Below are 25,775 nucleotides of genomic sequence, written 5' to 3' on the forward strand. Positions count from 1 at the left end.
CATAAATAAGAATTGATTGATGGAACAAGAACGTCATAAGCTATTGGAATGAGAAGAATTAAGGTAATCAGTTTAATGCTATTCTTACTTCGGAGGTATTATACTTCCCTGTCAACTCCTTGGTAGCAAGCAATTTTCTTCTTACCTAAATGTTCAATTTCCAGCTCTTGGCGACCGCTTCCAATTATAACTTAGACTACAACTGTTTAAGAGAGTGGTTTTTCAGATGCCGCTCTTTTTGTATTGGTATGCTATCATTCACCTATTTCCTATAGCCTTCTTTTCTATTCTTTTAATACCATAATAATCTTGTCGTATAAAATGATTAAGGGAGACAATAGAATGAAATTTTTAGTTTTTTTAAGAGAAAGATGGAAATTTGTATTGACGGCATTGATTGCATTGATTATTGGAGCTATGATTGGCCCATCCCAAGATCAACTAGATAGTGCAAATGCTAGCGTGAAAGAATTGAAGAAAGAACTATCAGTGAAAACAGGAAATGAAGAAAATTTGGGAAAAGAAAACAAAGAATTGCAAGCTAAAGTAGATGAAGCTGCCCCATTTTTCAAATTAAAAGAAGAAGAGCGTAAACAACAAGTGGCGGAAGCGAAAGCAGCGGAAGAAAAGCGCTTAGCCAAAGAAAAGGCAAAACAAGTGGCGGAAGCGAAAGCAGCGGAAGAAAAACGTTTAGCCGAAGAAAAGGCAAAACAAGTGGCAGAAGCGAAGGAAAAAGCAGAGGCAGAGGCTAAAGCAAAACAAGGCTACAATACAGGAATTACATACAATCAATTAGCAAGAACTCCCGATGAATTTTTATTGGAAAAAGTGAAATTCCGAGGTAAAGTAATTCAAGTCATTGAGGATGATGGTGAAACTCAGATTCGTTTAGCTATTAACGACAATTACGATACTATTGTTTTGGCTATTTTTGATTCCAGTATTGTTTCGTCAAGGGTGTTGGAAGATGACTGGATTACTATTTACGGAATATCTAAAGGTCTGATCACATATGAATCGACTATGGGCGGTAGCATTTCTATTCCTGGGATCGCTATTGATAAGATTGATCAGTAATATAGTAAAGAAGTTGTCTCAAGTTTATTGGGACAACTTCTTTTTTGGTTCTATAATAAATGTTGGGGTTCTCAAACAATTGAACAAAAAAATGCACGTGATCACCAATTTCTTTTATACTTGAATTGTAAGCGTCAAATAGTGAACACATATTAATAGAAGAAGATTCGTGAGATACTCCTCCCATAGAACGTATATTGGGAGGTATTTACTTGAAAAGAAAAGAAAAAGAAGCATACTGGTCTGCAAAAATCGATGAATATCAAAACAGTGGACTAGCACTTTCTGAATGGTGTGAAACTGCAGAAGTTGCCGTTCACAATATGAAGTATTGGCTAAGGAAACAGTCACCAGTTAATCATCATATCGCATTTAAGGAGACCAGTTGGGTCTCCTGCGTAGTAGAAGAATCGATAGAGAACCCAATTTCCTTGAAAGTAAATCATGTGGATATCGAGGTGACGAGTGGCTATGATGAAACTCTGTTACTTCAAGTGATCCGGACGCTACGTCAGATATGATGAATGGTCGCGCCGTTGGGCGCGTCTATCTGGCTACTGGTCCGACAGATCTTCGGAAGTCGATTGACGGGCTAGCTGTCATTGTCCAAGAGCTGTTCCAACTTGATCCTTTCTCCAAAGCACTTTTTGTCTTCTGTAATCGAAAGAGAGACAAACTCAAAATTCTATTCTGGGATCACAATGGATTCTGGCTCTATTATCGAAGGCTGGAGAAAGGGCTGTTCGATTGGCCAGATCTTGAGTCTGTTCAACCACTTTCCATTTCGAGTCGACAGTTGAACTGGCTCCTCGATGGATTACCGTTGAACCAACGTGACGCGCACCCTTCAGTCTCTGCGAAAAAAGTAATTTGAGTCTACTTCTCAGAATGATTTTATGCTATTATTATTCCTATGAGAAAACCAAACAAGAAAACCCAACTTACAATTGAAGAGCTCGAGAAGAAGAACGAACAACTCGAGCAAGAGAAGAAAAAGCTTGAGGCTCAGATGGAATGGTACAAGCAACAGTTCACTCTACTCCAACAGAAACGCTTCGGAACTTCTAGTGAGAAGACAAACAAGGACCAGTTTGAACTACCATTATTCAATGAGGCAGAAGTTTCTTCAGCGATCCTTCTTGCAGAACCGACGCTTGAGACGATTAGCTATACACGCCAAAAGAAGACCGGACGTGCTGACAAGTTGAAAGATCTGCCGGTCGAGACGATTCACTATGACCTCTCTGATTCAGAGAAGGTCTGTTTAGAATGCGATCATTCGATTCACGAGATGAGCACACAGATACGCAAAGAACTGAAGATCATCCCAGCGCAAGTGACAGTTGTCGAACATGTGCAGCATATCTACAGCTGCCGTCATTGCGAAGAACATGCAATCAAAACGCCTATCAAGAAAGCTGAGATGCCGAACCCAGTCATCCCTAAGGGATTAGCATCCCCATCTGCCATTGCATACGTGATGACGCAGTAGTTTGCTGATGGACTTCCTCTTTATCGACAAGAGAAACCACTTGAACGGATGGGTATTCCATTGAATCGACAGACGCTATCCAACTGGATGCTTTCGAGTACGACGCGATGGCTCAAGCCGTTCTATGATGAACTCCATCGTCGTCTTCGTGAAGAAAAGGTTCTCCATGCGGATGAAACTGTCCTACAAGTTCTAAACGAACCAGGGAAAAGGGCGGAATCAAAATCTTATATGTGGCTATATCGGACAGGTAGAGACTCTAAGACACCGATTGTGCTCTTTGATTATCAAGCAAGTCGTGCCAAAGAGAATCCGCAAAAGTTTTTAAATGGCTACCTAGGTTTTCTCCAAGTGGATGGCTATGCAGCCTACGAGTCTATTCAAAACGTGGAGCTCGCTGGCTGTTGGGCTCATGCGCGCAGAAAACTTGATGAGGCACTCAAAGCATTAAAAGGTGCGCCAGCTGGTGCAGGTCGAACAACTGTCGCTAAAAAAGGACTTAATTTCTGCAATCAATTGTTCGCAATTGAACGCAAAATGAAAGATAAAACGCCCGAAGAACGGCTTGAAATAAGGAAAATCGACAGTCAGCCTGTGCTGGATGCTTTTTTGATATGGCTAAAAGAACAAAAGGAAGTTGTCGCTCCGAAGACGGCAACTGGTACTGCCATCTCCTATACGCTAAAACAATGACCTAAATTGAGGACATTTATGAAAGATGGTCGTATAGAGATCGACAATAACCGAGCAGAGCGATCAATAAAGCCTTTCGTAATCGGTAGAAAAGCCTGGCTTTTTGCAGTTTCCACAAGAGGTGCGACTTCAAGTGCAATCGCCTATAGTCTCGTAGAGACAGCAAAAGAGAATGGTGCGAATCCCTTCTTCTACTTGCAGTTTCTTTTCGAAGAACTTCCTCAACGCAATCTTGAAAAAAACGCGGAGTTTGAAGACTTAATGCCTTGGTCGAAGACCTTACCAAAGAATTGTTATATCCAGTCAAAGAAATAGAAAACGCCCCGAAGAATCTTTATGATCGATTATTTGGGGCATTTTCTTTTATATTAAACAACGTGTTCACTGTTTGACGCTTACTGAAAAAGCACCTCCTGAAATTGATACATTGATTGTACCAAGGGGGTGCTACGCTTTAATATGCGTCGTTTGATTGGGGGCTTACGATTAGTGTCTGAATTGTGTGATGCACAGTAACGCTTTTTCTGTACTAATGGTTTAGAATTTGCATAATCTACAGGTACGCGCTTTTTGTGATTAGCAGACCCTTTTAGATATTTGGAATAAAATGTTACAATTGCGTTGTAATTATGTGAGGACCTTGCACACTCTTGAAAAGGTTTAGAAATAACTTACATATTAGAAAGATACTCTTTAAGTACCTTTACAATACGTTCTGAGGCATAACCATCACCATATGGATTATATGCCTTCGCCATTTCTTCGTACGCGTCTTGACTTGTTAGAAGTTCATTAGCAAGAGAATAGATTGTTTCTTCGTCAGTACCTGCTAGTTTTAGTGTGCCTGCTTCAATTCCTTCCGGCCGCTCAGTCGTGTCGCGTAAAACGATAACCGGTTTTCCTAGAGATGGCGCCTCTTCTTGTATTCCACCTGAATCTGTAAGTATTATGTGTGACGCAGCTGCGAAGTTATGAAAATCTACAACTTCCAAAGGTTCAATTAAATGCACACGATTATTATTTCCAAGTATTTCATCCGCTACTTCACGAACTGCAGGGTTCATATGCACGGGATAGATAACTTGAATGTCCTCATGTTCCGCAAGAAGTCGGCTTATTGCCCTAAACATATTGCGCATCGGTTCACCAAGATTTTCCCGACGGTGTGCTGTTAGTAGCACAAGACGGTCATTCTCTAGCTTATCTAACAACGGATGGGAATAGTTTTCTCTTACAGTCGTCCTCAATGCATCTATTGCCGTATTACCCGTAATGAAGATACGGTCTTCCCGTTTCCCTTCATTTCTTAAGTTCTGCGCAGACAATTCTGTCGGTGAGAAATGAAGATCAGCTATCACTCCCGTTAACTGACGATTCATTTCTTCAGGATATGGTGAATACTTATCCCACGTCCGAAGACCCGCCTCGACATGCCCTACTGCTACTTGATTATAAAAAGCTGCAAGACTGGCAACGAACGTTGTAGCCGTATCTCCATGCACAAGAACAATATCAGGTTTGGATTCTTTCATAATACGATCTAAACCTTCAAGTCCACGTGTAGCTACATCAATAAGTGTTTGTCTGTCTTTCATAATGTTCAAATCGTAATCTGGTACTATACCAAATGTATCTAACACTTGATCAAGCATTTCTCTATGCTGTGCCGTTACCGTCACAATAGATTTAATCTCTTCGGTATGCTTTTCAAGTTCAAGAACAAGCGGCGCCATTTTAATCGCCTCAGGTCGAGTACCGAAAATCGTCATCACTTTCCATTTCTTATTCAAATTACTTCACCATCCTATTTGATTAAGTTCCTAATTCAGACTATGAATCTAACCATTTTATATGGTGCACAGCACACATTTTTGATCATTGCGGTATAGATATGCTTACCAGCAACAACAGCTACAATATTAATCCTCTTCCAACTACCATTGTTACACAATTGATTGGAAGCTTATGATTCAACAATAGTGAATTTGTTTTTTTTCGATAAATTCCCGAAATTAACATAAATAATCTCTTCACTTTTTATATTTACACAATTTTTCGTATCAAAAATTCGAGGATATTTCATATTATCTATTATAACGTTCTCATCTAATTCTTTAAATTCATTATGATCTGTTAATACGAGAATACATTCAGCATCTTCTACAGCTTCCGTAAATGAAGAATTTTTAAACTTCAGATTTTCTTGACTAACATGCGGATCATGAATACCTAGGGAAAATCCAACATCCAATAACTTTTCAACAATATCCATTGCTGGGCTTTCTCGAATATCATCAATATTTCCTTTATAGGTAAGTCCTAAAATAGCGATCTTGGACTTTTGGCTTTCTACGAGATTCATTACTTGTTCTACCACAAAGTCTGGCATCGAGTTGTTAATTGACCTTGCATTTGATATCAACTGAGATTCAACTGGCGCTTTTTCCATAATGAAATACGGATCTACTGCCAAACAATGCCCACCTACCCCGGGTCCGGGTAAATGAAGGTTAACTCGAGGATGATGATTTGCAAGCCCTATAACTTCCAATGCATCTATTCCTAACTTATTGGATATTTTAACTAACTCATTTGCCAACGCTATATTAACATCACGATATGTGTTTTCCATTAATTTAGACATCTCAGCACTTAATGCTGATGTTTTTAATAATTTTCCCGTCACAAATGTTGCATATATTTCAGCTGCAGCATCTGTTGATTCTTTATTAACGCCACCAATAATACGATCATTTTCAACTACTTCAATTACTATACGTCCAGGCAATACTCTTTCTGGACAGTGTGCCAAATAGATGTCATCACCTACTTGAAATTTGCTCGATGCAAATATAGGTGCAACCACATCATCCATAGTTCGTGGTGGTATTGTTGATTCCACAATAATAGTATCACCGTTTTTGATAACTTCAAGAATAGATTCACATGCATTTTTAACATACTCTAAATTTGCAGTATTATCATCATTTATCGGGGTTGGAACAGCTATAATAAAGCAATCTGCTTGCCCGACTCTATTAGATGCTTTTAGATGCCCTTCTTGGACCGCTTTACTAACTAGTTGCTCAAGACCAACCTCTTCAATATGGATTGTCCCCTTGTTAATTGCATCTACTGCTCTTGGATTAATATCTACCCCCTGAACATTCCATCCATTATTAGCGAAGACTGCCGCTGTTGGTAATCCAATATAGCCAAGCCCAACTACGCATACTTTTTTCATCTTTACACAACCCTTTTTATTTTTTCCATGTGAGTTTTAGTCAATACTCCTTTAGACAGTTCAACTATTCTCATCTAAATTAGCAGTTAACATATTTCCCTCAGATCATTAGTCCTATTTACAGAACACTCTGTATCCTCTAGGTGCAATATGAATTACTGAAAAACTGATGAGCTCTGTTATCAAGGTATATTCACCTATAGAAATAGTCGAAAGTTGTAATTTATCTAATTTAGGTTGGCTCGATTTAACTCTTTTTAACTTTTTTTGAATACTTCAATATTACAAAGTAATATATAACATAAACTAGCGAAAATGAAATATTTAACATACTTAAATATTTCATTATATCAAGTGAACAAGTTTTAGCAATAAAATATGTAAATATAGAGGAAACAGCAAATAATATTTGTAGATATAGTTCAATTTTTTGTTTCTGAGCGACAATTAACCCGGGTGTTAACGTTGATACAATAAATCTAATACTATACATTAAAGCTAGAGCTTTAATATATACCCCTGACTCTCCCCAATTTTCACCGAAAATCAGTATGGTTAATTTTGGTATGACGGTATACATAATTATCATCATAGGTATTGCAATCAAAACTAAAAATATGGTTGCCTTCTTAAAACTTTTAAAGAAATTACCTTCTTCCTCATACTCCCTTGCGGCAGACTCGAAAAAGACTTTAGAAACATTACCGCTAATAACTGATAAAGGAAGACCAAGTATTCTAATTGATATCGAATAAAAACCTACTTGTGCCATACCATATAAACTACCTAAAAAAAAAGTAATTGAGAAAAAAGAAAAGTTATTTAAAAATATAGCCGGCACCGAATAATATGGTTGCCTGTAATGAACTTTCGAAACCCACAATAATTGAGATTTGGGAACTTTAAGAATATCTTTTAAATGGGTTTTAAGATGAATTGATTGTTTTTTTATACCCAGGAATTGTCCTGCTAAATAAGATATTAGTAATCCCAATAAGTCCAGCTTAACAATTCCTAAAAAAACTGCTCCAATATTTTGTGCGAGCGACCTAAATACTATTACCGAACTTATTAATTTATACTCTCTATGCCTATTATTATAAGAGTTTAATATATTAATCACTCCACCAGAGAATAAAAGTAAAAATAGATATATAGACATATAAAAGCTTTCTTTACTATTGAAGAATTTCTGTTCGAAATAAAAATATAAACCAATACTAATTACCAGACTAGCGATAGCACAAATATAAAGTGATAACTTTATCAAAGCAATTACGTTTAAAAATTTCTTCTCAGTTACTATGGACATATCATATCTTCCATTAATAATTGGCATGAAAATAAAAAATACTGATAAGATATAAGTATACATACCAATATCATTAGGCGTGAAAAGTCTTGTTATAATAGGTGCCGTCAAAACAACAATCAGTTGAGATATTATGGAACCTTTCGCCAAAACCATTATTGATTGAATAAAGCCATTCTTAGTTCTGTTATCCATACGCATTTATTTTTCTATATTCATAACTCGTATTAGCTCCAGGGGCTACACAATTATTAAGGTAATGAAACAGATACATCAACTTCAATGCTATTGACATTATCTTACACTTGTGTTCAGTATAGTTGATTTTATCAACTAACCTATAATCAGATATCATGCATATATTATTTAAATTGATGTTTAAGTGAATCGAATTAAGCAGTCTGCTCACAATTACTCTCCTTTTATTTTAATAAAAAGAATGCTTCATTTAACTATTAGTCATGTGCTTTTTAAGCATATTGTATCCTTAGAATATATTTATTATTGTCAATTTCTATAAATGTTTTCCTTTCACATTAATTCCCGCCATCTTAAAGTGTAATAGAAAATACATTATCAATATTGTTATAACTCCATTATTAAACAGAAATATTGGCCCGTCACTTATCCATAAACCTAAGTATGTACATAGACCAGCATATATAAATATTATTAGAGGGGTTTTAGTTTTATTTCTAAACCAGAAGTATATACTGTGGTATATTATCCCTAATATAAATGGAAATACTATAACTCCAAACCACGACCAATTATAAAATGCTGAACTCCATATATCTGGTGGTTCAGTTCCTCTATATGTACCATACAAAGAATTATACACAATACTTGCCACTGAAGTATACTCAACTTTAAATGGTAATATATTAACTAACATTATTAACCAGTCATATCCCCACACCGTTTGTTGAGAATCGATATACATCATCCCATTCAAACCCGCCCTTGAATTAACTCCAAAAATACGATCCAATATAGATAGTAATGATAATGTTAATTCATTTCCGCTAGATGAGCTTATACGACCATTTGTTATAGTTAATATTGATAAAATAATCGTAGATACTATAAATAAAAGTGTTAATTTTAATTTACTAATACCAGTTTTAAAATGTTTTTTTTGAAGGATTAAATAAATAAAAATGAATAATAAAAAGAAAACAAATGCGTTTCTTTGGCCTGTTCCTAATAAAAAAGAAACGGTAAACGGAATTATAACTACACCTAATACTTTAACATTTTTATTTTTTTGTCCGACTAATAAAAAAATATTCAATAGAGGTAAGATTATTGTTCTAAATTGATAAACATAACCAACACCACGAACTTCAGTGAAATCTTTACGTTGTGAGGTGAATACTTGATTCCCTCCACTAATAAAGGTTTTAATGGACTCGATAAATATATTTATTCCTGCATTAAAAAAGAATATCGAACATACTATTGTTGAAATTGAAACAAGAGTAATTATTACTTTCAATTGATAACTAGAATATGATTCGTACTTAATACTTGGTATTTCCATTACAACACTATTTTCTATTCTTTTATTTGATCTTATTAATCCTACGACCATTATTCCGCTAACAAAAAATACCAACGACAGTAAATACATTACAGATAACTTTTCCACATAATACAATGGATATAAAGCTTGTGACATAATAATTCCTGTAAACATTACTATTTGCATAGATACAAATATGAGTGCTGGGGTTATATGGTACCTAGTGTAATGAACTAAAATAAATAATATCGAAATAATATAATAAACTACTATTATTAAGTTCATCTTATCAACTCCTTCATATTTGCTTAAGTTTATTTATTATCATGAAAAGTTAATTTCAGTAGCTTTTGGAACGATTTATTGCATTCTTTCACTTCCTTCATTTCTCGATTACATGCATTACTAAAATCCTCAAAGTTTAAATTATGGTACCATTTATAAAATTTATCAGCCAAATTATCCAAGTCTTCATTAACAGCATATCCAGTAGTACTCTTATCAATTAGTTTCTCCATATATGTTCCTTTGTAGACCAAAATAGGTATATGCAAGAACAATGAATAATAGTACTTTATAGATACAGCTGTATCAAGTGCAATATCGTTAAATCCGTACAAATTATTAATAACGTCAGCTTTTTCCAATAACTTACTTGTCTCTTCAAGATTAAATCTTGGTATGAATTCTACATTATTAATATTCTCTTTAGTTGCGAATTCCTCTAAGTACTTCGAACCTTCACCAAAGAATTGAATTATAAACCTATTATCATTAGCTAAGGCTTTTAATAACTTTTTGTCATTTTCAAAGAATCTAACATATCCTAAAAAACAAACTCTAATTGGTTCACCTAATTTTCTAAAAGTATTCCTAGGAATACTTTTAGATAGCACACTCTCATTAAAGCTATGAATAAGTTCATATTTTTGTTTTGGTAAAAAAGTTTTGAAACCTTCTGATGAAATAGTAGAAAAAAGTGACCTATTTATCAATAAGTACATAATGAAGTAAATAAGCGGATTTTTTTCCTTGCAATAATCTCTAATGTTAATTATATACTTTCTTTTCATACTTTTAATTAAGTATGATGAAAACAATAAAGCCGTTTCAGATCTCCAAACAATTATACGATCATAGTTATTTTTTTTTAGAATTAAAGTGGCATATTTTTTAAATTTCAAATAAGATTTTATTTTTTTAAATTTACTATAACCTCTTTTTATTTCAACTTCGTAACGAAATACGTTCTTTGCATTAGTTTTTTCAATCTCACCATACTTATCAACATATATTATATCGTAATCTATACCTTGCTTCTCTAACTCTGCCGTGTATAAAGAAATCAATGACATATGTTTAATATTCATAATGCTTAGTATGCAAACTTTCATTTTACTTATTCCACACTATTCTATTAACATAATCTGTATAAGACAAAATAACTCTTAATACTTTATCTGAAACATTAGGCATAGTATAATCGTTCACACTTCGAAGGGTTTCCATTTCTTGTGTATCTAGAATAACCAAACTTTGTAAAATTCTTTCTTTATTGAGACCAACCATCATAACAGATGCCTCTTCCATTGCCTCTGGTCTTTCATGAGCCTGTCTGATATTGAGAGCTCTAAAGCTCAAAATAGAAGACTCTTCACTAATTGTTCCACTGTCACTAAGAACAGCCTTGGAGTTCATTTGAAGTTTTATATAATCATTAAACCCTAAAGGTTTCATAATTTTCACTAATGCATTAAACACAACACCTTGTGAATTAATCATTTTTTGTGTTCTGGGATGCGTACTTACAATAACAGGCATATTGTAAGTCTCTGCAACCGCATTTAAACTGTCAACTAAATCCATAAAATTAGTTTCTGAATTAATATTTTCTTCTCTGTGTGCAGAGACCACAAAATACCTTCCCTCTTTAAGTTCTAATCTATCTAATACATCTGACTTTTTAATATCTTCTTTTCTAGAATTAAGAACTTCAAACATAGGGCTTCCTGTCTTAATAATTCGATCGGCTGGTAGTCCCTCTCTTAATAAATATTCTCTTGCAATATCACTATAAGTTAAATTAATATCTGCTGTATGATCAACAATTTTTCTATTTGTTTCTTCTGGGACTCTTTGGTCAAAGCATCTATTCCCAGCTTCCATATGGAATATAGGAATCTGTCTTCTTTTTGCTGCAATCGCACATAAACAGCTGTTTGTATCTCCCAATACTAATAAAGCATCTGGTTTTACTTCTTCCATAATGGGATCTATTTTAATTAATATATTACCAATTGTTTCTACTGCCGTTCCTATTGCGGCGTTAAGGAAGTAATCTGGCTTTCTTAAATTAAAATCTTTGAAAAACACTTCATTTAATTCATAATCATAATTCTGTCCTGTATGAACAAGTATATGTTCAATTGCATTTGATTCTTCTAATTTATTAATTACTGCCGAAAGTCGAATAATTTCTGGTCTAGTACCTACGACTGTCATAACTTTTAATTTTTTCATTATAACTTTATACCTCCAAAAAGTATGTGTCAGGATCATCGGGATTAAAACTTTCATTCACCCACATTACAGTTACTAAGTTTTCATGCCCGACATTAACTATAGAGTGCGTATACCCTACTGGTATATCGACTACTTGAAGCTTATCTCCACTCACTTTATACTCAATGACTTCCTCTGTATGAATATTTCTAAATCTTATCAAGCCTATACCACTAACTACAAGGAATTTTTCATTTTTTGTGTGATGCCAATGATTACCTTTTGTAATACCAGGTTTAGAAACATTCACAGATACTTGGCCTCTATCAGGTGTCCTTATAAATTCTGTAAAGGAACCTCTGTTATCTACATTCATTTTTAACTTGTATGAAAATTCATCTGTAGGTAAAAAACTTAAATATGTACTGTATAATTTTTTAGTAAGTGGATCATCCATATTAGGAACGCTTAAATTTGTTCTAGATTCTTTAAAGCCTTTAATAAGACTTGCTAAGTTTCCTAACTTAATTGTATATGTTGTTTCTACAATACAAAAGCTATCATTTTTAGTTGGATTCCCTTTAAGTGCTTTCACAAATTCGGCTAATACATCATCGATATAACACAGAGTAAGGTCTGCGTCTGGATCATTAACCTGAATATCTAAATCTCTAGCTATGTTGTAACAATAAGTTGCAACAACTGTATTATAGTTAGGTTTACTCCATTTTCCAAATAAATTTGGGAGTCTATATACAAATACTTCTGTACCTGTCTTCATTGAGTGTTCGAATAGCAAATCCTCAACGGCTTTTTTGCTAGTGCCATAAGGGTTTTCTTTTTCGGCTTGGATTGAAGAAGTGATAAGTATTGGTGATTTGTTGTTATATTTTTTTAGAAGTTCTAATAACTTTGATGTGAAACCATAGTTCCCATCCATGAATTCTTCTTCATTTTCAGGTCTGTTTACTCCGGCTAAATGGTATATAAAGTCGCATTTCTTTGTGTACTCTTCTAAGTCATTCATAGTATTATTTCTTGTATACAGTAGTAAGTCTTCATACCCTTGACTTTCCAACTCAGCAACTAAGTTTTTACCCAAGAATCCTCCTGCACCTGTTATAAGTATTTTCACTTATTATTCCATCCTTTCAATTCATCCTGAATGTAAGGAAGTTCTAAGAGTTTACCTTTAATTTGTTCTATTGAAAGTCTATAGGTATTGTGTGAGTTGTATTCTTCATCCGTAGAAAACTTCGCATTTCCTTCTTCAAAGTATTTATCATAGTTAAGATCACGATTATCTGCCGGAACCCTGTAAAAACCTTCTAAGTCATCTGCTACAACATGTTCTTCCCTAGTAAGAAGCGTCTCGTATAATTTTTCACCGTGTCGAGTACCTATTAATTTTACTTCGTTATCAGCATTAAAAATTTCTTTTACTGCTTGTGCTAAATCTTCTATTGTAGAAGCCGGAGATTTTTGAACCATAATATCACCTGCTTCAGCATTCTTAAATGCAAAGACAACAAGTTCAACTGCTTCTTCAAGACTCATAAGGAATCTTGTCATATAAGGATCTGTCACTGTAAGCGGCTTTCCGGCTTTAACCTGTTCCACGAAAAGCGGAATAACTGACCCGCGTGAAGCCATGACATTTCCGTATCTCGTTCCGCATATAAGTGTTTTTTCAGGAGAGACCGTTTTTGCTTTGGCAACAAATACTTTTTCCATCATTGCTTTTGAAATTCCCATCGCATTGATTGGGTAGGCAGCTTTATCTGTTGATAGACAAATAACTTTTTTAACTCCATATTCTATTGAAGCATTCAATACATTTTCTGTTCCAATTACATTTGTTTTTACTGCCTCCATTGGAAAGAATTCGCATGATGGAACTTGTTTAAGTGCCGCAGCATGAAATACATAATCAACATCATTCATTGCATACTTTACACTTGCTAGATCACGGACATCTCCTAAATAAAACTTTAATTTATCATTATTATAAATTTTACGCATATCATCTTGTTTCTTTTCATCACGTGAAAAAATACGTATTTCTTTTACATCTGTATGTAAGAATCGCTCCATAACCGCATTACCAAAGGACCCCGTTCCACCCGTTATTAATAATGTTTTACCCTTAAACATATTTACTAACCCTCCAGTATTTTCCGCATCATGTCAACATATTGTTTGGTGCAATGCTCCTTAGTGTACTTTTCCAGAAAAACATTCCTGCAATTTCTTCCCATTGCTTCACGTTTTCCTTTATCATCTTTAAGTTCTAAAATAGCACTTACTAATTTTAAACTTTCTCCTACTTGCATTGAATATCCCGCATTGTTATTTGTTAAATCTTTTGCTATATCAGAGTCTGCCCCTATGATAGCTATTACTGGCTTGCTAGCCATCATGTAGCCGTATGTCTTACTTGGAACAGCTAAACCCGTCAAACCATCCGCTAGACTTACAATGAAGCAATCACTAATGTTAAGTGCGTCCTGAAAATCTTGTCCATGTAAGAAGTCAAATATCCTCACATTATATAGACTCTCTTTTTCAATGATCTCCTTCAAAACCTCCATTTTATTTCCATGCCCAGCGAAAATAAATTGTACTTTACTATCGTTTTTAAATTGCCGAATAGCTGCAACTATCGTATCAAGATCCTGACATATACCCATGTTACCAAAATATGACACTACAAATTTTTCGTCCTTCAGTATTGAACTGAATAGCTTATTTTTTGTAGACTCTGTTAAATTAGATACCCCTTTATCTTCATACCAATTAGGGATTACTTCAATCTGATTTCCAGATAATGCTGATCTATGGTCAAGTAAATAGGTTTTCATTTCATATGATAAAGCAACTACTTTATTTACACGCTTAAAAATAATTTTATTAATAGTTTTCATCATTTTACTTATAATGCCATCTTTTGAAATAGTATTTGTAATATAAGCCATCTCGGGATAAACATCATAACTTACGAATATAACCTTTGTTTTAAATAGTTTATTAGCAAGAACTGCAATTAATGGTAACACGGGCGGATTTGAATACACAATTATCGCTTTATACTTTCTAAGCTCTTTAAAACGTAACGCGACCGAAAGGGTAAATGAAAAGTAATTTATTAGTCTCCCAATAAAATGACTACGTTTAAGTTGTATATACTTTAATCTTTTTATCCCAATACCCTTATATACTTCTTTCATTGGTACTCGGTCAGTTATGTTATATTCTTTAGGATAGCCGGTTAATGCGCCCACAGTAAAACCTGCATCAATCAGTGACACTGCAGTATCCAAAGGTAATGTTGCAGATGAAACATATTCAGGATAAAAGTACTGACATAAAAATAAAACATCCTTCTTTTCTTTCATTAAACCTACTCCCCACCTTCGGTGCACACGACCGATTTCTTGAAAGATACTGTTTCATACTCTATTCGTACTCCATTTATTAACGTCCCTGGAGAACCTGGCATCTTCTTATCATAAATATAAGTTCCTAAGACTTTCCTAAACGTTTTAGAAAGAACTAGGGCTATTGAAAATGACCAGTTAAAGAATTTTGTTACCCTTAAATTTTTACCGTTTACATTAGCGATTAACTTAACTAACTTAGTAGTGTTTACATATTCCTTGTTTTGCGGAAAGTATATTCCACCTACGCCATGATCAATGATTATTCGTAAAAATTCGGATAAATTGTCTATATATATCATGCTGCGCTTATTATCTATATCTGGAAAGAACGGTAGTTTTAAAGCCATATTCGCCAATCTACTATAGTTCCCTGGACAACCCTTTCCATACACAATTGGCGGCCGCAGAATTGCTACATTAAAACTTCCTTTTATCATATCTAATAAAACTTGCTCTGCTTCATACTTTGACTGTGCATAAAGTGTTTTGGGTTTTGGAAAAGAATCCATAGTGATACATCCTGTCTCAGCACCATAAACTCCCATAGTACTTAGAAATATGAATTGCCTAACACCTTCTTGTTTTGCTTTCTTTGCAACCTTAACGGCTAAGTCTTTATTTATTTCAAAGTACTTAGCCTCATCATTTTCTAAATCATGAACGACTGCAGCTGTATGGAAAACGACATCATACCCCGCAAATGACTTTTCCTTCCACTCTTCACCTCTTACACTAATTCTATCTATAGAATACTTATTAGGATATTGTGAAACCCACTTTTCGAACGATGTACCTATATAACTATTAAGCCCTGTAATAAGTATCTTCTTCATTTTGGAACAGTCTCCTCTTTGGATGCAGCTACCTCTGGACGACCAATCTCAACTATGCTCTTATTCATATATCGATCTTCGCCAAATAAGACGACACCAACCGTTCTTATAATAATCTTTAAGTCCAACCATAAACTAAAATGCTCAACGTAATAAACATCCAATTTATATCTATCCTCTAAAGAAAGGTGAATATTGCCACTTACTTGTGCTAATCCCGTCATGCCCGGGTTCATCTTAAGCCTTTTTGCAATTTCATATGTATAATCTTCTAGAGAAGCAATCCGTTCAGGTCTAGGGCCAACTAGACTCATTTCACCCTTCAATACATTTAGAACTTGTGGTACTTCATCGATTTTACTTCTTCTAAGAAACTTCCCGATAGAAGTGATTCGCTCATCGTTCTTCCCAACCTCTTGACCTTTTATCATGGTTTCTGAACCAGTCTTCATCGTACGTAATTTATAAATTTTAAATATTTTTTTATGTAATCCAGGGCGATCTTGTAAGAATAGTACAGGACCGGGCGATGTAATCTTAATTAATAATGCAATTAATATCCAAATAGGTAGAAATAAAATAAGAACGACTGAGGAAGCTAAAATATCAAATATACGTTTCACTGTTTTTTGTATTTTTTTATTTTCCATTATAATCCCTCTATCTCATATTCAATCGGAACAAGGAAGCCATCACTAAGTTGAATGTCACCTTCATTTTTATTTATCTTGGCTGACCATATCCTTGTTATCTTATTTCCTTCTTTATAAAATGCCCCGGGATATGGGTGGGTAACAGCTCTTACCAAACAATCAGCTTCATCCATCGACATACTATTTAAAACTTCTCCATCTTTTGGTTTTCTACCCGGCCACTCGGTAGCCTTGGCATCATCTTGTTTTGTTAAGTTGATTTTTCCATTAACGATATCTTTCCAGTACTTTGAAATGAGATTTATATGCATAGCGTTTACTTTTTCATAAAGCCCTGTTGCTGTAGATTTATTATCAAGTTGTATGACTCCCTGACCAATAATATCTCCAGTATCAATACCCTCATCAAGCTTAAACATCGTTACACCTGTTTCATCTAATTTCTTAATGATTGCCCATGGAATAGCTGCCCTTCCCCTACCAACTGGTAATAGAGTTGGGTGCATTCCAATGCAACCATGCGTTGGAGTTTCAAGTAATTCTTTCTTTGCAATTTGTGACCAACCAATAATAAATAACCAATCAATTTCATGTGATTTAAGTTTGTCTATTACTATTGGATCGTTGATATTATTGACTTTCAATAGTGGCGTAGATTGTTCGTTGGCAATATCATCAAGGTATATTCTCCCTGACTTATTCTTAGCTATTTCATCGTTGAGCGTAATAAGCAAGTCTATATGACCGCCAATTCTATTAATTTCTTCAATGCAGCTTTTCCCCAATTGAACACAAGTTGCAAATGCTATTTTCATTTCCAAGTTACTTCCTCCTCCAAACAATTAAAATCCGCGTCTGAATACACTTTCAAAAGCTTCAGCATAAACCATACCTGCTTGACCACCCCTATATGCAGCTAGGCCTTTAATTGCTTCCCTGCTTCTTGGATGAGGATAATCCCTCATAACATCACGATATTGGGCAAGAGCCTCTAACTTTTTATCAACACCCACTTCACCTACTTTTATAAAAGTATTAGGTGAAAATTGATTCATCGCTTTATTGAGTCCCCACTCTGTAGAAGATGGCACTTCCATAAACAGCAATTCTTTTAATGATGGGGTATCATTTCTCCGTTGGAACAACCTTACCGCTGCTTGACAGGCTAGAGAAGTATGTAAATGATCATTATTTGCGTCTGCTGGATGGTGAGTAAACACTACATCAGCATTTGCTTCGATAATTGCTTTTTCTATAAACTGAACAATTTTCAAATGTGGCACTGTATTGAATTTTATATTTGGGAAATCCCCTAAAATAACTTTATCGACACCTATTATTTCCATTGAATTATGTAAATCTTCATTAAGTTCTTCATTAGTCGGGCGATAATTTCTTGCATTCACTTCTCCTGATAAAATGCAGACATTTACTGAATGTCCTTCCTGAGCAAGTTTATACATGGTAGCGCCTGCCCCTAATATCTCATCATCTGGATGTGCAACTACTACTAAATATGACATATGATTTAACCTCACTTTTTTATTTTCGGCTTTCGCAATTTATAATAAACCTTATTTCAGCCTCTTAGTAAATCAGGACTTCATTGGAATTAATCTCTCCCAACGAACTACTGATCTACCAGGGATGGTAACCATGACCTGTATTCAACGCATTGTGTTTTATTAATCTATCACAACAACTACAATATATGTTTTCTTAAGCTAATCACTTCAAACCTAGTCTTTTCATATTACCTACTATTTGATAGATCTATAGTTATTACAAGTAGTATAATACAACTAGAGAGAACCCAGTTATTTTTGTAGATTAATACTAGCGGCTATCACACATTATTTCTCATGTAAACATGATCAAAATTCTCATTCCCCCGAGACTACTCACTCTAACCAAGCCAAATAAAAAGGTAATGGACTATTGCAATAATCCTTAAAGTTAATGTGAATAATGAAATCACTAAAAGAGTCAACTTGTCCTTCTGTTTTTCACCATTAAGTCTGCTGAACATTTAATCATTCAATTTATCTTTTCAGAGATACGCAATAGTAAAATATAACGATAAAAAATGACATAAAGTTAATGCACGAAAGGAAGATTTATAATAATATAGCTAATTTCCCTTTAACGGTAGAGAAAACACTCTTGAGAACTATTCCACATAAACTCGGCTTCAACTAAATAATATTCTAAACCAAATATGCTAATAACTTTTTCATTTTGAGACACAAACTCATTTTTTATGATAATACCACTTAACTTCTCTCCAATGTCATATCACTTGTCTTCAAAATTTCTAGACAACACTCATTGAATCTGATTTAAATACTAAATTTTTTCTGTAATCAAATTCCGCCGTCTAATCCTTGTTCTTACAGTTCAGTTTTTCCTTTGTTTGTATATACATCAACATAGTGGATAGGTTAGCAGGTATTGTAGCTCGCTAAGGCTATTCTAGATAGTTTTCAAACGATTATTTACTTCCCATCTAACAAATACTCAACAATTCCGGTTAAATGAATATTATTTCTCAAAATCGTCTGTACATCATTAACAGAAGCCCAAGCCTAGTCGTAATATTCCTATTAATTAGCATATCTCTGATGCATCATGCTGCACAATAACATGCTTAACCTAGCCCCATGCTTACTTCTGCCGAATTTAATAAATCCACACAGCAGAGAATTTCCATACCTTTTCCAACAAGTTTTTTTTGCATTAGGCTATCTATTACCTCATATCAAATATCGAAGTGATTTTTAATGGAACCCTTGCTTTTACTTGTGATCACAATAACATCTGAAATTCTGAAGCTAAACCCACATTGCAACATATCGAATAGTCAGTTCGTCTAATGTTCGTTGCACTTCTTTTGGTATCGCTTTGGTTTCATATAAAACCGTGTACCAAGTCCTGTTGACGGAATTATAGTCTTACATGATTTTTATATTTCATTAATACCCATGACTTCGTGTTTTTTTGCTGTACTCTTTATATGCCACTCCATTCTTTACATATAATGTTAATGCATATGAACGCTAATCCCGCTATGCTTTTGTTCTCGTTTCGATTCTACCGCCTGTTCTAAAAAAGATACTTTGTAATTGCCAAAATACTGACTAGCTTTTAAAAAATCGAATGTAATATGTAACAATACCTAACCTCCCATCGTTCAAGAATTCTATAATGCTTCCGCCTCTGTTTCTCTCAACGGCGCTTCCACAAACTTTCGATTCGCCAACCCAACAAGCGTCTCTTTCAGCTCTAGATTGTTCATACCAGGCAACTTATCCAATACATAAAGCTGCTCTGTCTCTGAGATCGGTGTAGCCTTCCCAACATAAATCTTTGGAAATACATGTTCACTCTGTCTTTCATTTTCATTCAATAATTCTTCAAATAACTTCTCCCCTGGACGAATGCCAGAGTATTTGATTTCTATTTCATCTTCCTCATAGCCAGATAGCTTGATCAAGTTCTTCGCTAAGTCGACAATCTTGACCGGTTCCCCCATGTCCAGTACAAACACTTCTCCGCCTTGCGCAAGTGTTCCTGCTTGAATGACTAGGCGTGAGGCTTCCGGAATGGTCATGAAGTATCTCGTCATTTCTGGATCGGTAATTGTGATCGGTCCACCTTTAGCAATTTGTTGTTTGAATAGAGGTACAACGCTACCTCGTGAACCTAAGACGTTGCCGAATCGTACAGCTGCAAATTTTGTTTCGCTGTCTTTTGCTAAATTTTGCACTATCATTTCAGCAAAGCGCTTTGTCGCACCCATGATGTTGGGTGGATTCACTGCTTTGTCAGTCGATACGAGAACAAAGTGGGAGACGCCAAAGAATCTAGCGGCTTCTGCTACGTTTTTTGTACCGAAGATATTATTTTTAACAGCTTCCATTGGATTATCTTCCATGAGTGGTACGTGTTTATGTGCAGCCGCATGATAGATGACGTCTGGTTTCAGTTCACTCATTAGATCGAATATACGCGTACGATCTTGCACGTCAGCGATAACTGGACATATTTCTGTACTAGGCGAAACCTTTTGACGCAGTTCCATGTCTATAGTATAAATTGAGTTTTCACCATGTCCGAGTAGTATCAATTTCTTCGGTCGGAATTCCAATACTTGTCTACAAATTTCAGAACCGATCGAACCGCCTGCTCCTGTGATCAGGATTGTTTTACCCGTTAATTTTTTGGCAATGGCGTGCATATCGAGTTGTACTTCATCACGCCCAAGTAGATCTTCGATTTTGACGTCGCGCATGTCTTTAACGGACACTCTTCCTGTCATCAAGTCTTCGATGCGTGGAATCGTTTGTGTTTTGACGCCTGTCTCGACACACAGCTTCATTAAATCTCTCATTTGTTGTTTTCCCAGGGAGGGAATGGCAATAACGATTTTATCTATATCGTGCATATCTACAAGTTGTTGGATATTCTTTGTACCGTTACATACACGTATACCATAAATTTCAAGACCTTGCTTCATTTTGTCGTCGTCAACAAAAATGACAGGTTTCATGCCGTATTCTGGATTACTTAGTACTTGTCTTGCGATCATCGTACCTGCTTGACCGGCACCCAGAATCATAGTGCGTTTCATATCGATAGTTTTATCTCTGATTACTACATCTCTTACTAGACGCCAAGACAGACGGGATCCACCGATTAGTAGTACGTGTAGCATCCATGTGATGGCCAATGCGCGCACGTAGACATCCTGTGTGAGGGTGAATTGGACAACTACCACTGCGAGGATAGTGAATGTTACCGCTTTGACAATAGACTTTAACTCCCCGATTGATGCATACGACCAAGCTTTTCGATACAGGCCGTAATACCATGCAAAGAAGTGGTGCGCTATTTGTATGGTAATAGCACTGATTAGCAACATTTTATTAAAGATAATCGATGTAAATGGATTAAGCATAAAATAACCGATATAAATCGACAATAAGACAATAATAGAATCGGCCGCAATCAGCATAGTCATTCGTTTGCGAACAGTCAAAAAAGCTCCTCCTTTCAAGCTGCATATCTTTTCCTCATTTACTAGTTACTTTAGAGTAATCACCCTTGCAATACTAACAGCCTATCCAATTAATTGCCACCACTTTCTAGTAACAGGGATTTCTGGTTCGTAAATGGCAAGTAATTTATTTTCAATGATTCGTTGATTATTCAACAGCAACATATCCACCGTCTCCATATCTGTTTTCTTTCCAAGGACTTCTAATCCTGCGTTGAATAAGAATGGACGGTTATCTGTATTATGTGCATCTGATCCGTACGAATGGATCAGGTTCGCTTCTATTAACTGAATCGATAGTTTCTGAATATTTTTCCCAAAATGACCTGCAAGACTACCTGCTGTCACTTGTGCCAACGCACCGTGGCGTACAAGCCGCTCCAATCGCTCAGGCTTCTCCGCTATACCTTTATTGCGTTCAGGGTGTGCAATGATCGGCACGATACCTTCTTCGAGTAAAGACTGGATGATTCGAACCGTGTATGCTGGAACATTTTGCGTAGGCAACTCCAGTAGTAAATAACGGGAGTTTGCTATAGTAAGTATGTCTTTATTCAATAAATTCGCGATGAGATGTTCATGGATTCGAACTTCTTGGCCAGTAGATAGCGTTAGGTTAATGTTTGCGGCTTTAATAACATCCCCAATCATTCGAACTTGGCTTTCCACTTCTTTCACAGGTACGTGATATTGCGGGCTATAGGCATGCGGTGTGACGACTAGATGCGTAATTCCTTCTGACGCAGCCTCTTCTAGCATGCGCATCGTCCCTTCAATCGTTTCCGGTCCATCGTCCACACCGAACAATAGATGGCTATGTATGTCAATCATGTAGATCCTCCTTGCATTTTACTTGATTCAAGAAAAGTGAAAAGGCACAAGGCCCTTTCACTCATCGGTTCCATAATACTGATAGTAATAATGGTCTTTTTGCAGTAAAAAGTTATTTAAAATGGTTCCTAGAATATTTGCTTGAGAGGACAGAAGCGCTTCTTTCGCTTTGAGGACACTTTCTTTTTCCGTAGTCCCTGAATTCAAAACTAGAATCGTGCCTTCCGCTTTGTTAGACAATATCTGCGCGTCGGTCACAGACAATATTGGCGGAGCATCAAATATGATCATGTCATACATTTTTTTCAACTCTTCTAACAGCGTATCCATCGTCTTAGAGCCCAGCAACTCTGCTGGGTTCGGCGGAATGGGTCCACTTGTGATTAAATCGAGTCCTTCAATGTCCGTCTGCTGGATCACGTCCTCGAGTTTCCATTGACGCGTCAATAAGTTGGATAGACCCGTTGCATTCATTCGAGAGAATGTATAATGCGTAGTCGGTTTTCGCATATCCGCGTCAATTAGGAGCACTTTCTTTCCTTCTTGCGCAAAGACCACTGCGGTATTGGCTGACGCTGTGGATTTGCCTTCTCCTGGTGCTGCTGATGTGAAGAGAATCGATTTCAGATCATGATCCGGCATAGAGAAGTTTATATTCGTTCGGATCGTACGGAATTGCTCGGATACCACCGATTTCGGGCTGATTTCCGTGACTAATTTACGTGCGACCGATTGTTTCGTCTGTGTTTTCTTTTTAAATATGCGCTTTTTTAACATGTCCACTTGACCCTTTCCTTGAAGCTCTGGTAGCTGTGTTCACTTCTTTGTTAGAGATTGGACTGACTAGCCCAAGCACTGGTAAACCGAGCAATTCCTCAATATCATTCTCTGTTTTCACAGTAGTATCTAAGTATTCAAGTAAAAATGCTATTCCTACTCCGATCATGAGACCGATGACTGCTGCAATTGCCACGTTCAGTTCTTTATTCGGCTTAACAGGCTTCGGATCTTCCACGTAGACAGCAGGCGATAGAATATTTACGTTATCTACTTGCATCAAGTTAACAATTTCTTTCTGGAATACTTCCGCAATGGTATTTGCGATATCGACCGCTTTATGTGATTCAGGATCTTGCACAGTCAAATTGACAACTTGTGAATTCTGTTCACTGTTTACCGTAAGCTGATCGCTAAGTTCTACTGGTGTTGTATCCAGATCCAAGTTTTCTATGACTTTGGATAAGATGGCTGGCGTTTTAATAATGACATTGTACGTATTGATAAGTTGTAAGTTTGTTTGAATATCTTGAGAGTCAAATGATTGTTTCTCTACTTGTTCTTGATTGACTAATATCTGTGTAGAGGCTTGATAAATAGGGGTTAAATAGAAATAACTAATAGCCGCCGCTATAATGGCCGCTACTATTGTCGTTCCTATAATTAAACCAAGACGTTTTTTCAATGTTGCAAATAACTCTTGTAAACTGATCGTTTCTTCCATGTTGTAAAATTGCTCCTTTTCGGCAAACTTGTGCATATTATAGCATAGCATAACATATATTCGACATGAAAAATATCGAATTTCCAATTAAATCTAAGCTTCTTGTTTTATTATGATATAATAGCTATATGAAAAAAGTCTCCGCTCTTATTATCGTTCTATGTATTATCGGCAGTTTATTTATTTCTTCTAGTCAAACATATGAACAACAATCCTTGATTCCTACGTTAGAAAACGTATTACCCAACAAGCCATTTGAAACCGCACTATCCGCCTTGTCCATCCCGTACTGGAATACCACCATTTCCGTAGGAGAACGTGGATATTATCATTTTGTAGAATTTCTACTACGTAAAGCTGCACATTTTATATTGTTTGGTCTACTCGCGGTTGGTATTTTCTTATCCCTACCTTCCCGTCTACCTAGACTCGTCATTGCAAGCGCTTCTACTTTACTACTTGCATGCATAGATGAAACCCATCAATATTTCACAGGAGGACGGACCGCCACTTTTCGCGACGTCCTACTGGATATGTCGGGTGCACTGACGTTCTTGCTTGTTTTGCAACTCATCATATGGCCTCGTTCAAAAAAATGAAAAACGACTAGTTTAAAAGGAACTCCTTTAAACTAGTCGTTTTTTCTATTTAGTTCCCCATGATTTCGCTCTGCATACTATTACGACGTGCGTTCTTTTGTGCTTCGTATTCATCGCGCATGCTTTGAGAACTCGATTTGTTATGGCCATTGGCCTGCAAATCCCTTTCAAGCGAGCTCATGATGCCATTAAATTCAGCATCCGTCTGCGCTTCTAGTCCCGCTATAGATGACATGTACTTATTATAGAAATAACCGTAATCCACACTTTCACCATTCGCTATTTTCGTGCTGTACTCTTTTTTCGCACTATTGATTAGTGAGTTAAGCTCGCCATCCACTTCACTTTGTAGGTTATTGACAGTTGGTTGATATTTACTTTTAATCTGTGCTACGGATTGTTTCTTATCTGTTTTTCCTGTTACGGATTTATCGCTCGTAGTGTCACCCGTTGAGGTTGTTTGGTTTCCTGAAGAAGACTGCTTTCCATCATTCGGTTGGCTGTTTGATGATGAATTACTTCCCGTGGCACCTGTACCATCCTCTGTCGTGTTGGAACCTGAAGTTGTTGTTCCTCCATTTGTACCTGTTGACGATGATCTATCCGTCCCTCGCTCATCTTCTGCGTTTCCACTATTAGTATCAGATGCACCTTCTGATGGTTGTCCATTTTTCTTATCGCCTTTTGGTGCTTCTCCTTCAATAAGAAGTTCACTTTCATCGGGCTGTGTAGTGTCAGACGGGCTTTCTACAGTCTGATTTCCTATTTTATCTGCCGCCTCAAACTCTTTGAATTGGAAATGATACACAATATAGATACCGCCTAAAACGATAATGGATAATGACGTGATGAGGAAAACTTTAAGTTCTTTATTCATGTGGACCTCCCTTGCTTCTTCCTATTCATTTTATTTTAACAGATTCATAGTGCGGTTGATAGCAGGTTACCAAGTGGTTAGCATACTACAGACAAAATAGTAATAGCCTCCTAAAACTTCAAGGAGACTATTACTATTTT

Annotated in this window: 22 protein-coding genes and 1 pseudogene; 5 read left to right on the forward strand and 18 right to left on the reverse strand. The window is 35.9% G+C overall.

From position 1 onward, the window contains the following. Positions 1–342 precede the first annotated feature (342 nt). From CSV64_RS07305 to tnpC, 4 genes and pseudogenes are all read left to right on the forward strand, one after another. Positions 343–1,077, forward strand: a complete 735-nt coding sequence (locus CSV64_RS07305; RefSeq protein ID WP_099634092.1) for a toxin regulator — start codon at positions 343–345, stop codon at positions 1,075–1,077. A gap of 212 nt (positions 1,078–1,289) precedes the next feature. After that, the gene (tnpA, locus tag CSV64_RS07310) at positions 1,290–1,598 is read left to right on the forward strand and encodes an IS66 family insertion sequence element accessory protein TnpA (RefSeq protein ID WP_099634093.1); all 309 of its coding nucleotides are present in this window, start codon (positions 1,290–1,292) and stop codon (positions 1,596–1,598) included. Next, positions 1,595–1,951, forward strand: coding sequence for an IS66 family insertion sequence element accessory protein TnpB (gene tnpB / locus CSV64_RS07315; protein ID WP_143560581.1), 357 nt, complete (start codon positions 1,595–1,597; stop codon positions 1,949–1,951). Before tnpA ends, tnpB begins: the two co-directional genes overlap by 4 nt. Positions 1,952–1,990: 39 nt before the next feature. Further along, positions 1,991–3,577: pseudogene (gene tnpC / locus CSV64_RS07320) on the forward strand (IS66 family transposase). Positions 3,578–3,933: 356 nt separating this feature from the next. Here tnpC and wecB (CSV64_RS07325) read toward each other — a convergent pair. From wecB (CSV64_RS07325) to CSV64_RS07405, 17 genes are all read right to left on the reverse strand, one after another. Then, positions 3,934–5,052 carry a non-hydrolyzing UDP-N-acetylglucosamine 2-epimerase gene (gene wecB / locus CSV64_RS07325; RefSeq protein ID WP_099634094.1) on the reverse strand — a complete coding sequence of 373 codons (1,119 nt, stop codon included), beginning with the start codon at positions 5,050–5,052 and terminating at the stop codon, positions 3,934–3,936. Positions 5,053–5,225: 173 nt separating this feature from the next. After that, complete coding sequence (locus CSV64_RS07330; RefSeq protein ID WP_099634095.1) at positions 5,226–6,506, reverse strand: nucleotide sugar dehydrogenase; 1,281 nt, start codon at positions 6,504–6,506, stop codon at positions 5,226–5,228. A 247-nt stretch (positions 6,507–6,753) separates the two neighbouring features. Next, complete coding sequence (locus tag CSV64_RS07335; RefSeq protein ID WP_158233017.1) at positions 6,754–8,013, reverse strand: lipopolysaccharide biosynthesis protein; 1,260 nt, start codon at positions 8,011–8,013, stop codon at positions 6,754–6,756. Positions 8,014–8,332: 319 nt separating this feature from the next. Further along, a complete protein-coding gene (locus CSV64_RS07340) occupies positions 8,333–9,628 on the reverse strand; it encodes an O-antigen polymerase (protein ID WP_099634097.1) in 1,296 nt (431 codons plus the stop codon). Positions 9,629–9,657: 29 nt separating this feature from the next. After that, positions 9,658–10,698, reverse strand: coding sequence for a glycosyltransferase family protein (locus tag CSV64_RS07345; RefSeq protein ID WP_143565195.1), 1,041 nt, complete (start codon positions 10,696–10,698; stop codon positions 9,658–9,660). Positions 10,699–10,738: 40 nt separating this feature from the next. Further along, positions 10,739–11,863 carry a non-hydrolyzing UDP-N-acetylglucosamine 2-epimerase gene (gene wecB / locus CSV64_RS07350; protein WP_099634099.1) on the reverse strand — a complete coding sequence of 375 codons (1,125 nt, stop codon included), beginning with the start codon at positions 11,861–11,863 and terminating at the stop codon, positions 10,739–10,741. A gap of 7 nt (positions 11,864–11,870) precedes the next feature. Then, the gene (locus CSV64_RS07355) at positions 11,871–12,980 is read right to left on the reverse strand and encodes a capsular polysaccharide biosynthesis protein CapF (RefSeq protein WP_099634100.1); all 1,110 of its coding nucleotides are present in this window, start codon (positions 12,978–12,980) and stop codon (positions 11,871–11,873) included. Beyond that, on the reverse strand, positions 12,977–13,999 hold the full coding sequence (locus tag CSV64_RS07360; RefSeq protein WP_099634101.1) for a polysaccharide biosynthesis protein: 1,023 nt from the start codon (positions 13,997–13,999) through the stop codon (positions 12,977–12,979). Before CSV64_RS07360 ends, CSV64_RS07355 begins: the two co-directional genes overlap by 4 nt. A gap of 5 nt (positions 14,000–14,004) precedes the next feature. Further along, positions 14,005–15,240, reverse strand: coding sequence for a glycosyltransferase family 4 protein (locus CSV64_RS07365; protein WP_099634102.1), 1,236 nt, complete (start codon positions 15,238–15,240; stop codon positions 14,005–14,007). A 5-nt stretch (positions 15,241–15,245) separates the two neighbouring features. Beyond that, the gene (locus CSV64_RS07370; RefSeq protein WP_099634103.1) at positions 15,246–16,118 is read right to left on the reverse strand and encodes an NAD-dependent epimerase/dehydratase family protein; all 873 of its coding nucleotides are present in this window, start codon (positions 16,116–16,118) and stop codon (positions 15,246–15,248) included. Beyond that, a complete protein-coding gene (locus CSV64_RS07375; protein WP_099634104.1) occupies positions 16,115–16,768 on the reverse strand; it encodes a sugar transferase in 654 nt (217 codons plus the stop codon). The genes CSV64_RS07370 and CSV64_RS07375 overlap by 4 nt, the downstream gene beginning before the upstream one ends. Further along, positions 16,768–17,586, reverse strand: a complete 819-nt coding sequence (locus CSV64_RS07380) for a formyltransferase family protein (RefSeq protein ID WP_233190424.1) — start codon at positions 17,584–17,586, stop codon at positions 16,768–16,770. The genes CSV64_RS07375 and CSV64_RS07380 overlap by 1 nt, the downstream gene beginning before the upstream one ends. Before the next feature lie 27 nt (positions 17,587–17,613). Beyond that, positions 17,614–18,294, reverse strand: coding sequence for a PIG-L deacetylase family protein (locus CSV64_RS07385; protein WP_099634106.1), 681 nt, complete (start codon positions 18,292–18,294; stop codon positions 17,614–17,616). A 1,676-nt stretch (positions 18,295–19,970) separates the two neighbouring features. Next, complete coding sequence (locus CSV64_RS07390; RefSeq protein ID WP_099634107.1) at positions 19,971–21,809, reverse strand: polysaccharide biosynthesis protein; 1,839 nt, start codon at positions 21,807–21,809, stop codon at positions 19,971–19,973. A gap of 81 nt (positions 21,810–21,890) precedes the next feature. Continuing rightward, positions 21,891–22,658, reverse strand: coding sequence for a tyrosine-protein phosphatase (locus tag CSV64_RS07395; RefSeq protein WP_099634108.1), 768 nt, complete (start codon positions 22,656–22,658; stop codon positions 21,891–21,893). Between the two features lie 57 nt (positions 22,659–22,715). Continuing rightward, a complete protein-coding gene (locus CSV64_RS07400) occupies positions 22,716–23,435 on the reverse strand; it encodes a CpsD/CapB family tyrosine-protein kinase (RefSeq protein ID WP_158233020.1) in 720 nt (239 codons plus the stop codon). After that, positions 23,413–24,159 carry a YveK family protein gene (locus CSV64_RS07405; RefSeq protein WP_099634109.1) on the reverse strand — a complete coding sequence of 249 codons (747 nt, stop codon included), beginning with the start codon at positions 24,157–24,159 and terminating at the stop codon, positions 23,413–23,415. The genes CSV64_RS07400 and CSV64_RS07405 overlap by 23 nt, the downstream gene beginning before the upstream one ends. Before the next feature lie 128 nt (positions 24,160–24,287). Here CSV64_RS07405 and CSV64_RS07410 point away from each other — a divergent pair, with 128 nt between their 5' ends. Beyond that, a complete protein-coding gene (locus CSV64_RS07410) occupies positions 24,288–24,758 on the forward strand; it encodes a VanZ family protein (RefSeq protein ID WP_099634110.1) in 471 nt (156 codons plus the stop codon). A gap of 49 nt (positions 24,759–24,807) precedes the next feature. Here CSV64_RS07410 and CSV64_RS16840 read toward each other — a convergent pair whose 3' ends face one another. Continuing rightward, positions 24,808–25,635, reverse strand: a complete 828-nt coding sequence (locus CSV64_RS16840) for a hypothetical protein (protein WP_099634111.1) — start codon at positions 25,633–25,635, stop codon at positions 24,808–24,810. Positions 25,636–25,775: the final 140 nt, after the last annotated feature.

It is taken from the genome of Sporosarcina sp. P32b, assembly GCF_002743335.1.
Classification (GTDB): domain Bacteria; phylum Bacillota; class Bacilli; order Bacillales_A; family Planococcaceae; genus Sporosarcina.

Coding starts and splice junctions, on each gene's coding strand:
- CSV64_RS07305 (WP_099634092.1), top strand. CDS start 343: ATGAAATTTTTAGTTTTTTTAAGAGAAAGATGGAAATTTGTATTGACG.
- tnpB (WP_143560581.1), top strand. CDS start 1,595: ATGATGAATGGTCGCGCCGTTGGGCGCGTCTATCTGGCTACTGGTCCG.
- CSV64_RS07330 (WP_099634095.1), bottom strand. CDS start 6,506: ATGAAAAAAGTATGCGTAGTTGGGCTTGGCTATATTGGATTACCAACA.
- CSV64_RS07335 (WP_158233017.1), bottom strand. CDS start 8,013: ATGGATAACAGAACTAAGAATGGCTTTATTCAATCAATAATGGTTTTG.
- CSV64_RS07340 (WP_099634097.1), bottom strand. CDS start 9,628: ATGAACTTAATAATAGTAGTTTATTATATTATTTCGATATTATTTATT.
- CSV64_RS07345 (WP_143565195.1), bottom strand. CDS start 10,698: ATGTCATTGATTTCTTTATACACGGCAGAGTTAGAGAAGCAAGGTATA.
- wecB (WP_099634099.1), bottom strand. CDS start 11,863: ATGAAAAAATTAAAAGTTATGACAGTCGTAGGTACTAGACCAGAAATT.
- CSV64_RS07360 (WP_099634101.1), bottom strand. CDS start 13,999: ATGTTTAAGGGTAAAACATTATTAATAACGGGTGGAACGGGGTCCTTT.
- CSV64_RS07365 (WP_099634102.1), bottom strand. CDS start 15,240: ATGAAAGAAAAGAAGGATGTTTTATTTTTATGTCAGTACTTTTATCCT.
- CSV64_RS07370 (WP_099634103.1), bottom strand. CDS start 16,118: ATGAAGAAGATACTTATTACAGGGCTTAATAGTTATATAGGTACATCG.
- CSV64_RS07375 (WP_099634104.1), bottom strand. CDS start 16,768: ATGGAAAATAAAAAAATACAAAAAACAGTGAAACGTATATTTGATATT.
- CSV64_RS07380 (WP_233190424.1), bottom strand. CDS start 17,586: ATGAAAATAGCATTTGCAACTTGTGTTCAATTGGGGAAAAGCTGCATT.
- CSV64_RS07385 (WP_099634106.1), bottom strand. CDS start 18,294: ATGTCATATTTAGTAGTAGTTGCACATCCAGATGATGAGATATTAGGG.
- CSV64_RS07395 (WP_099634108.1), bottom strand. CDS start 22,658: ATGATTGACATACATAGCCATCTATTGTTCGGTGTGGACGATGGACCG.
- CSV64_RS07400 (WP_158233020.1), bottom strand. CDS start 23,435: ATGTTAAAAAAGCGCATATTTAAAAAGAAAACACAGACGAAACAATCG.
- CSV64_RS07405 (WP_099634109.1), bottom strand. CDS start 24,159: ATGGAAGAAACGATCAGTTTACAAGAGTTATTTGCAACATTGAAAAAA.
- CSV64_RS07410 (WP_099634110.1), top strand. CDS start 24,288: ATGAAAAAAGTCTCCGCTCTTATTATCGTTCTATGTATTATCGGCAGT.
- CSV64_RS16840 (WP_099634111.1), bottom strand. CDS start 25,635: ATGAATAAAGAACTTAAAGTTTTCCTCATCACGTCATTATCCATTATC.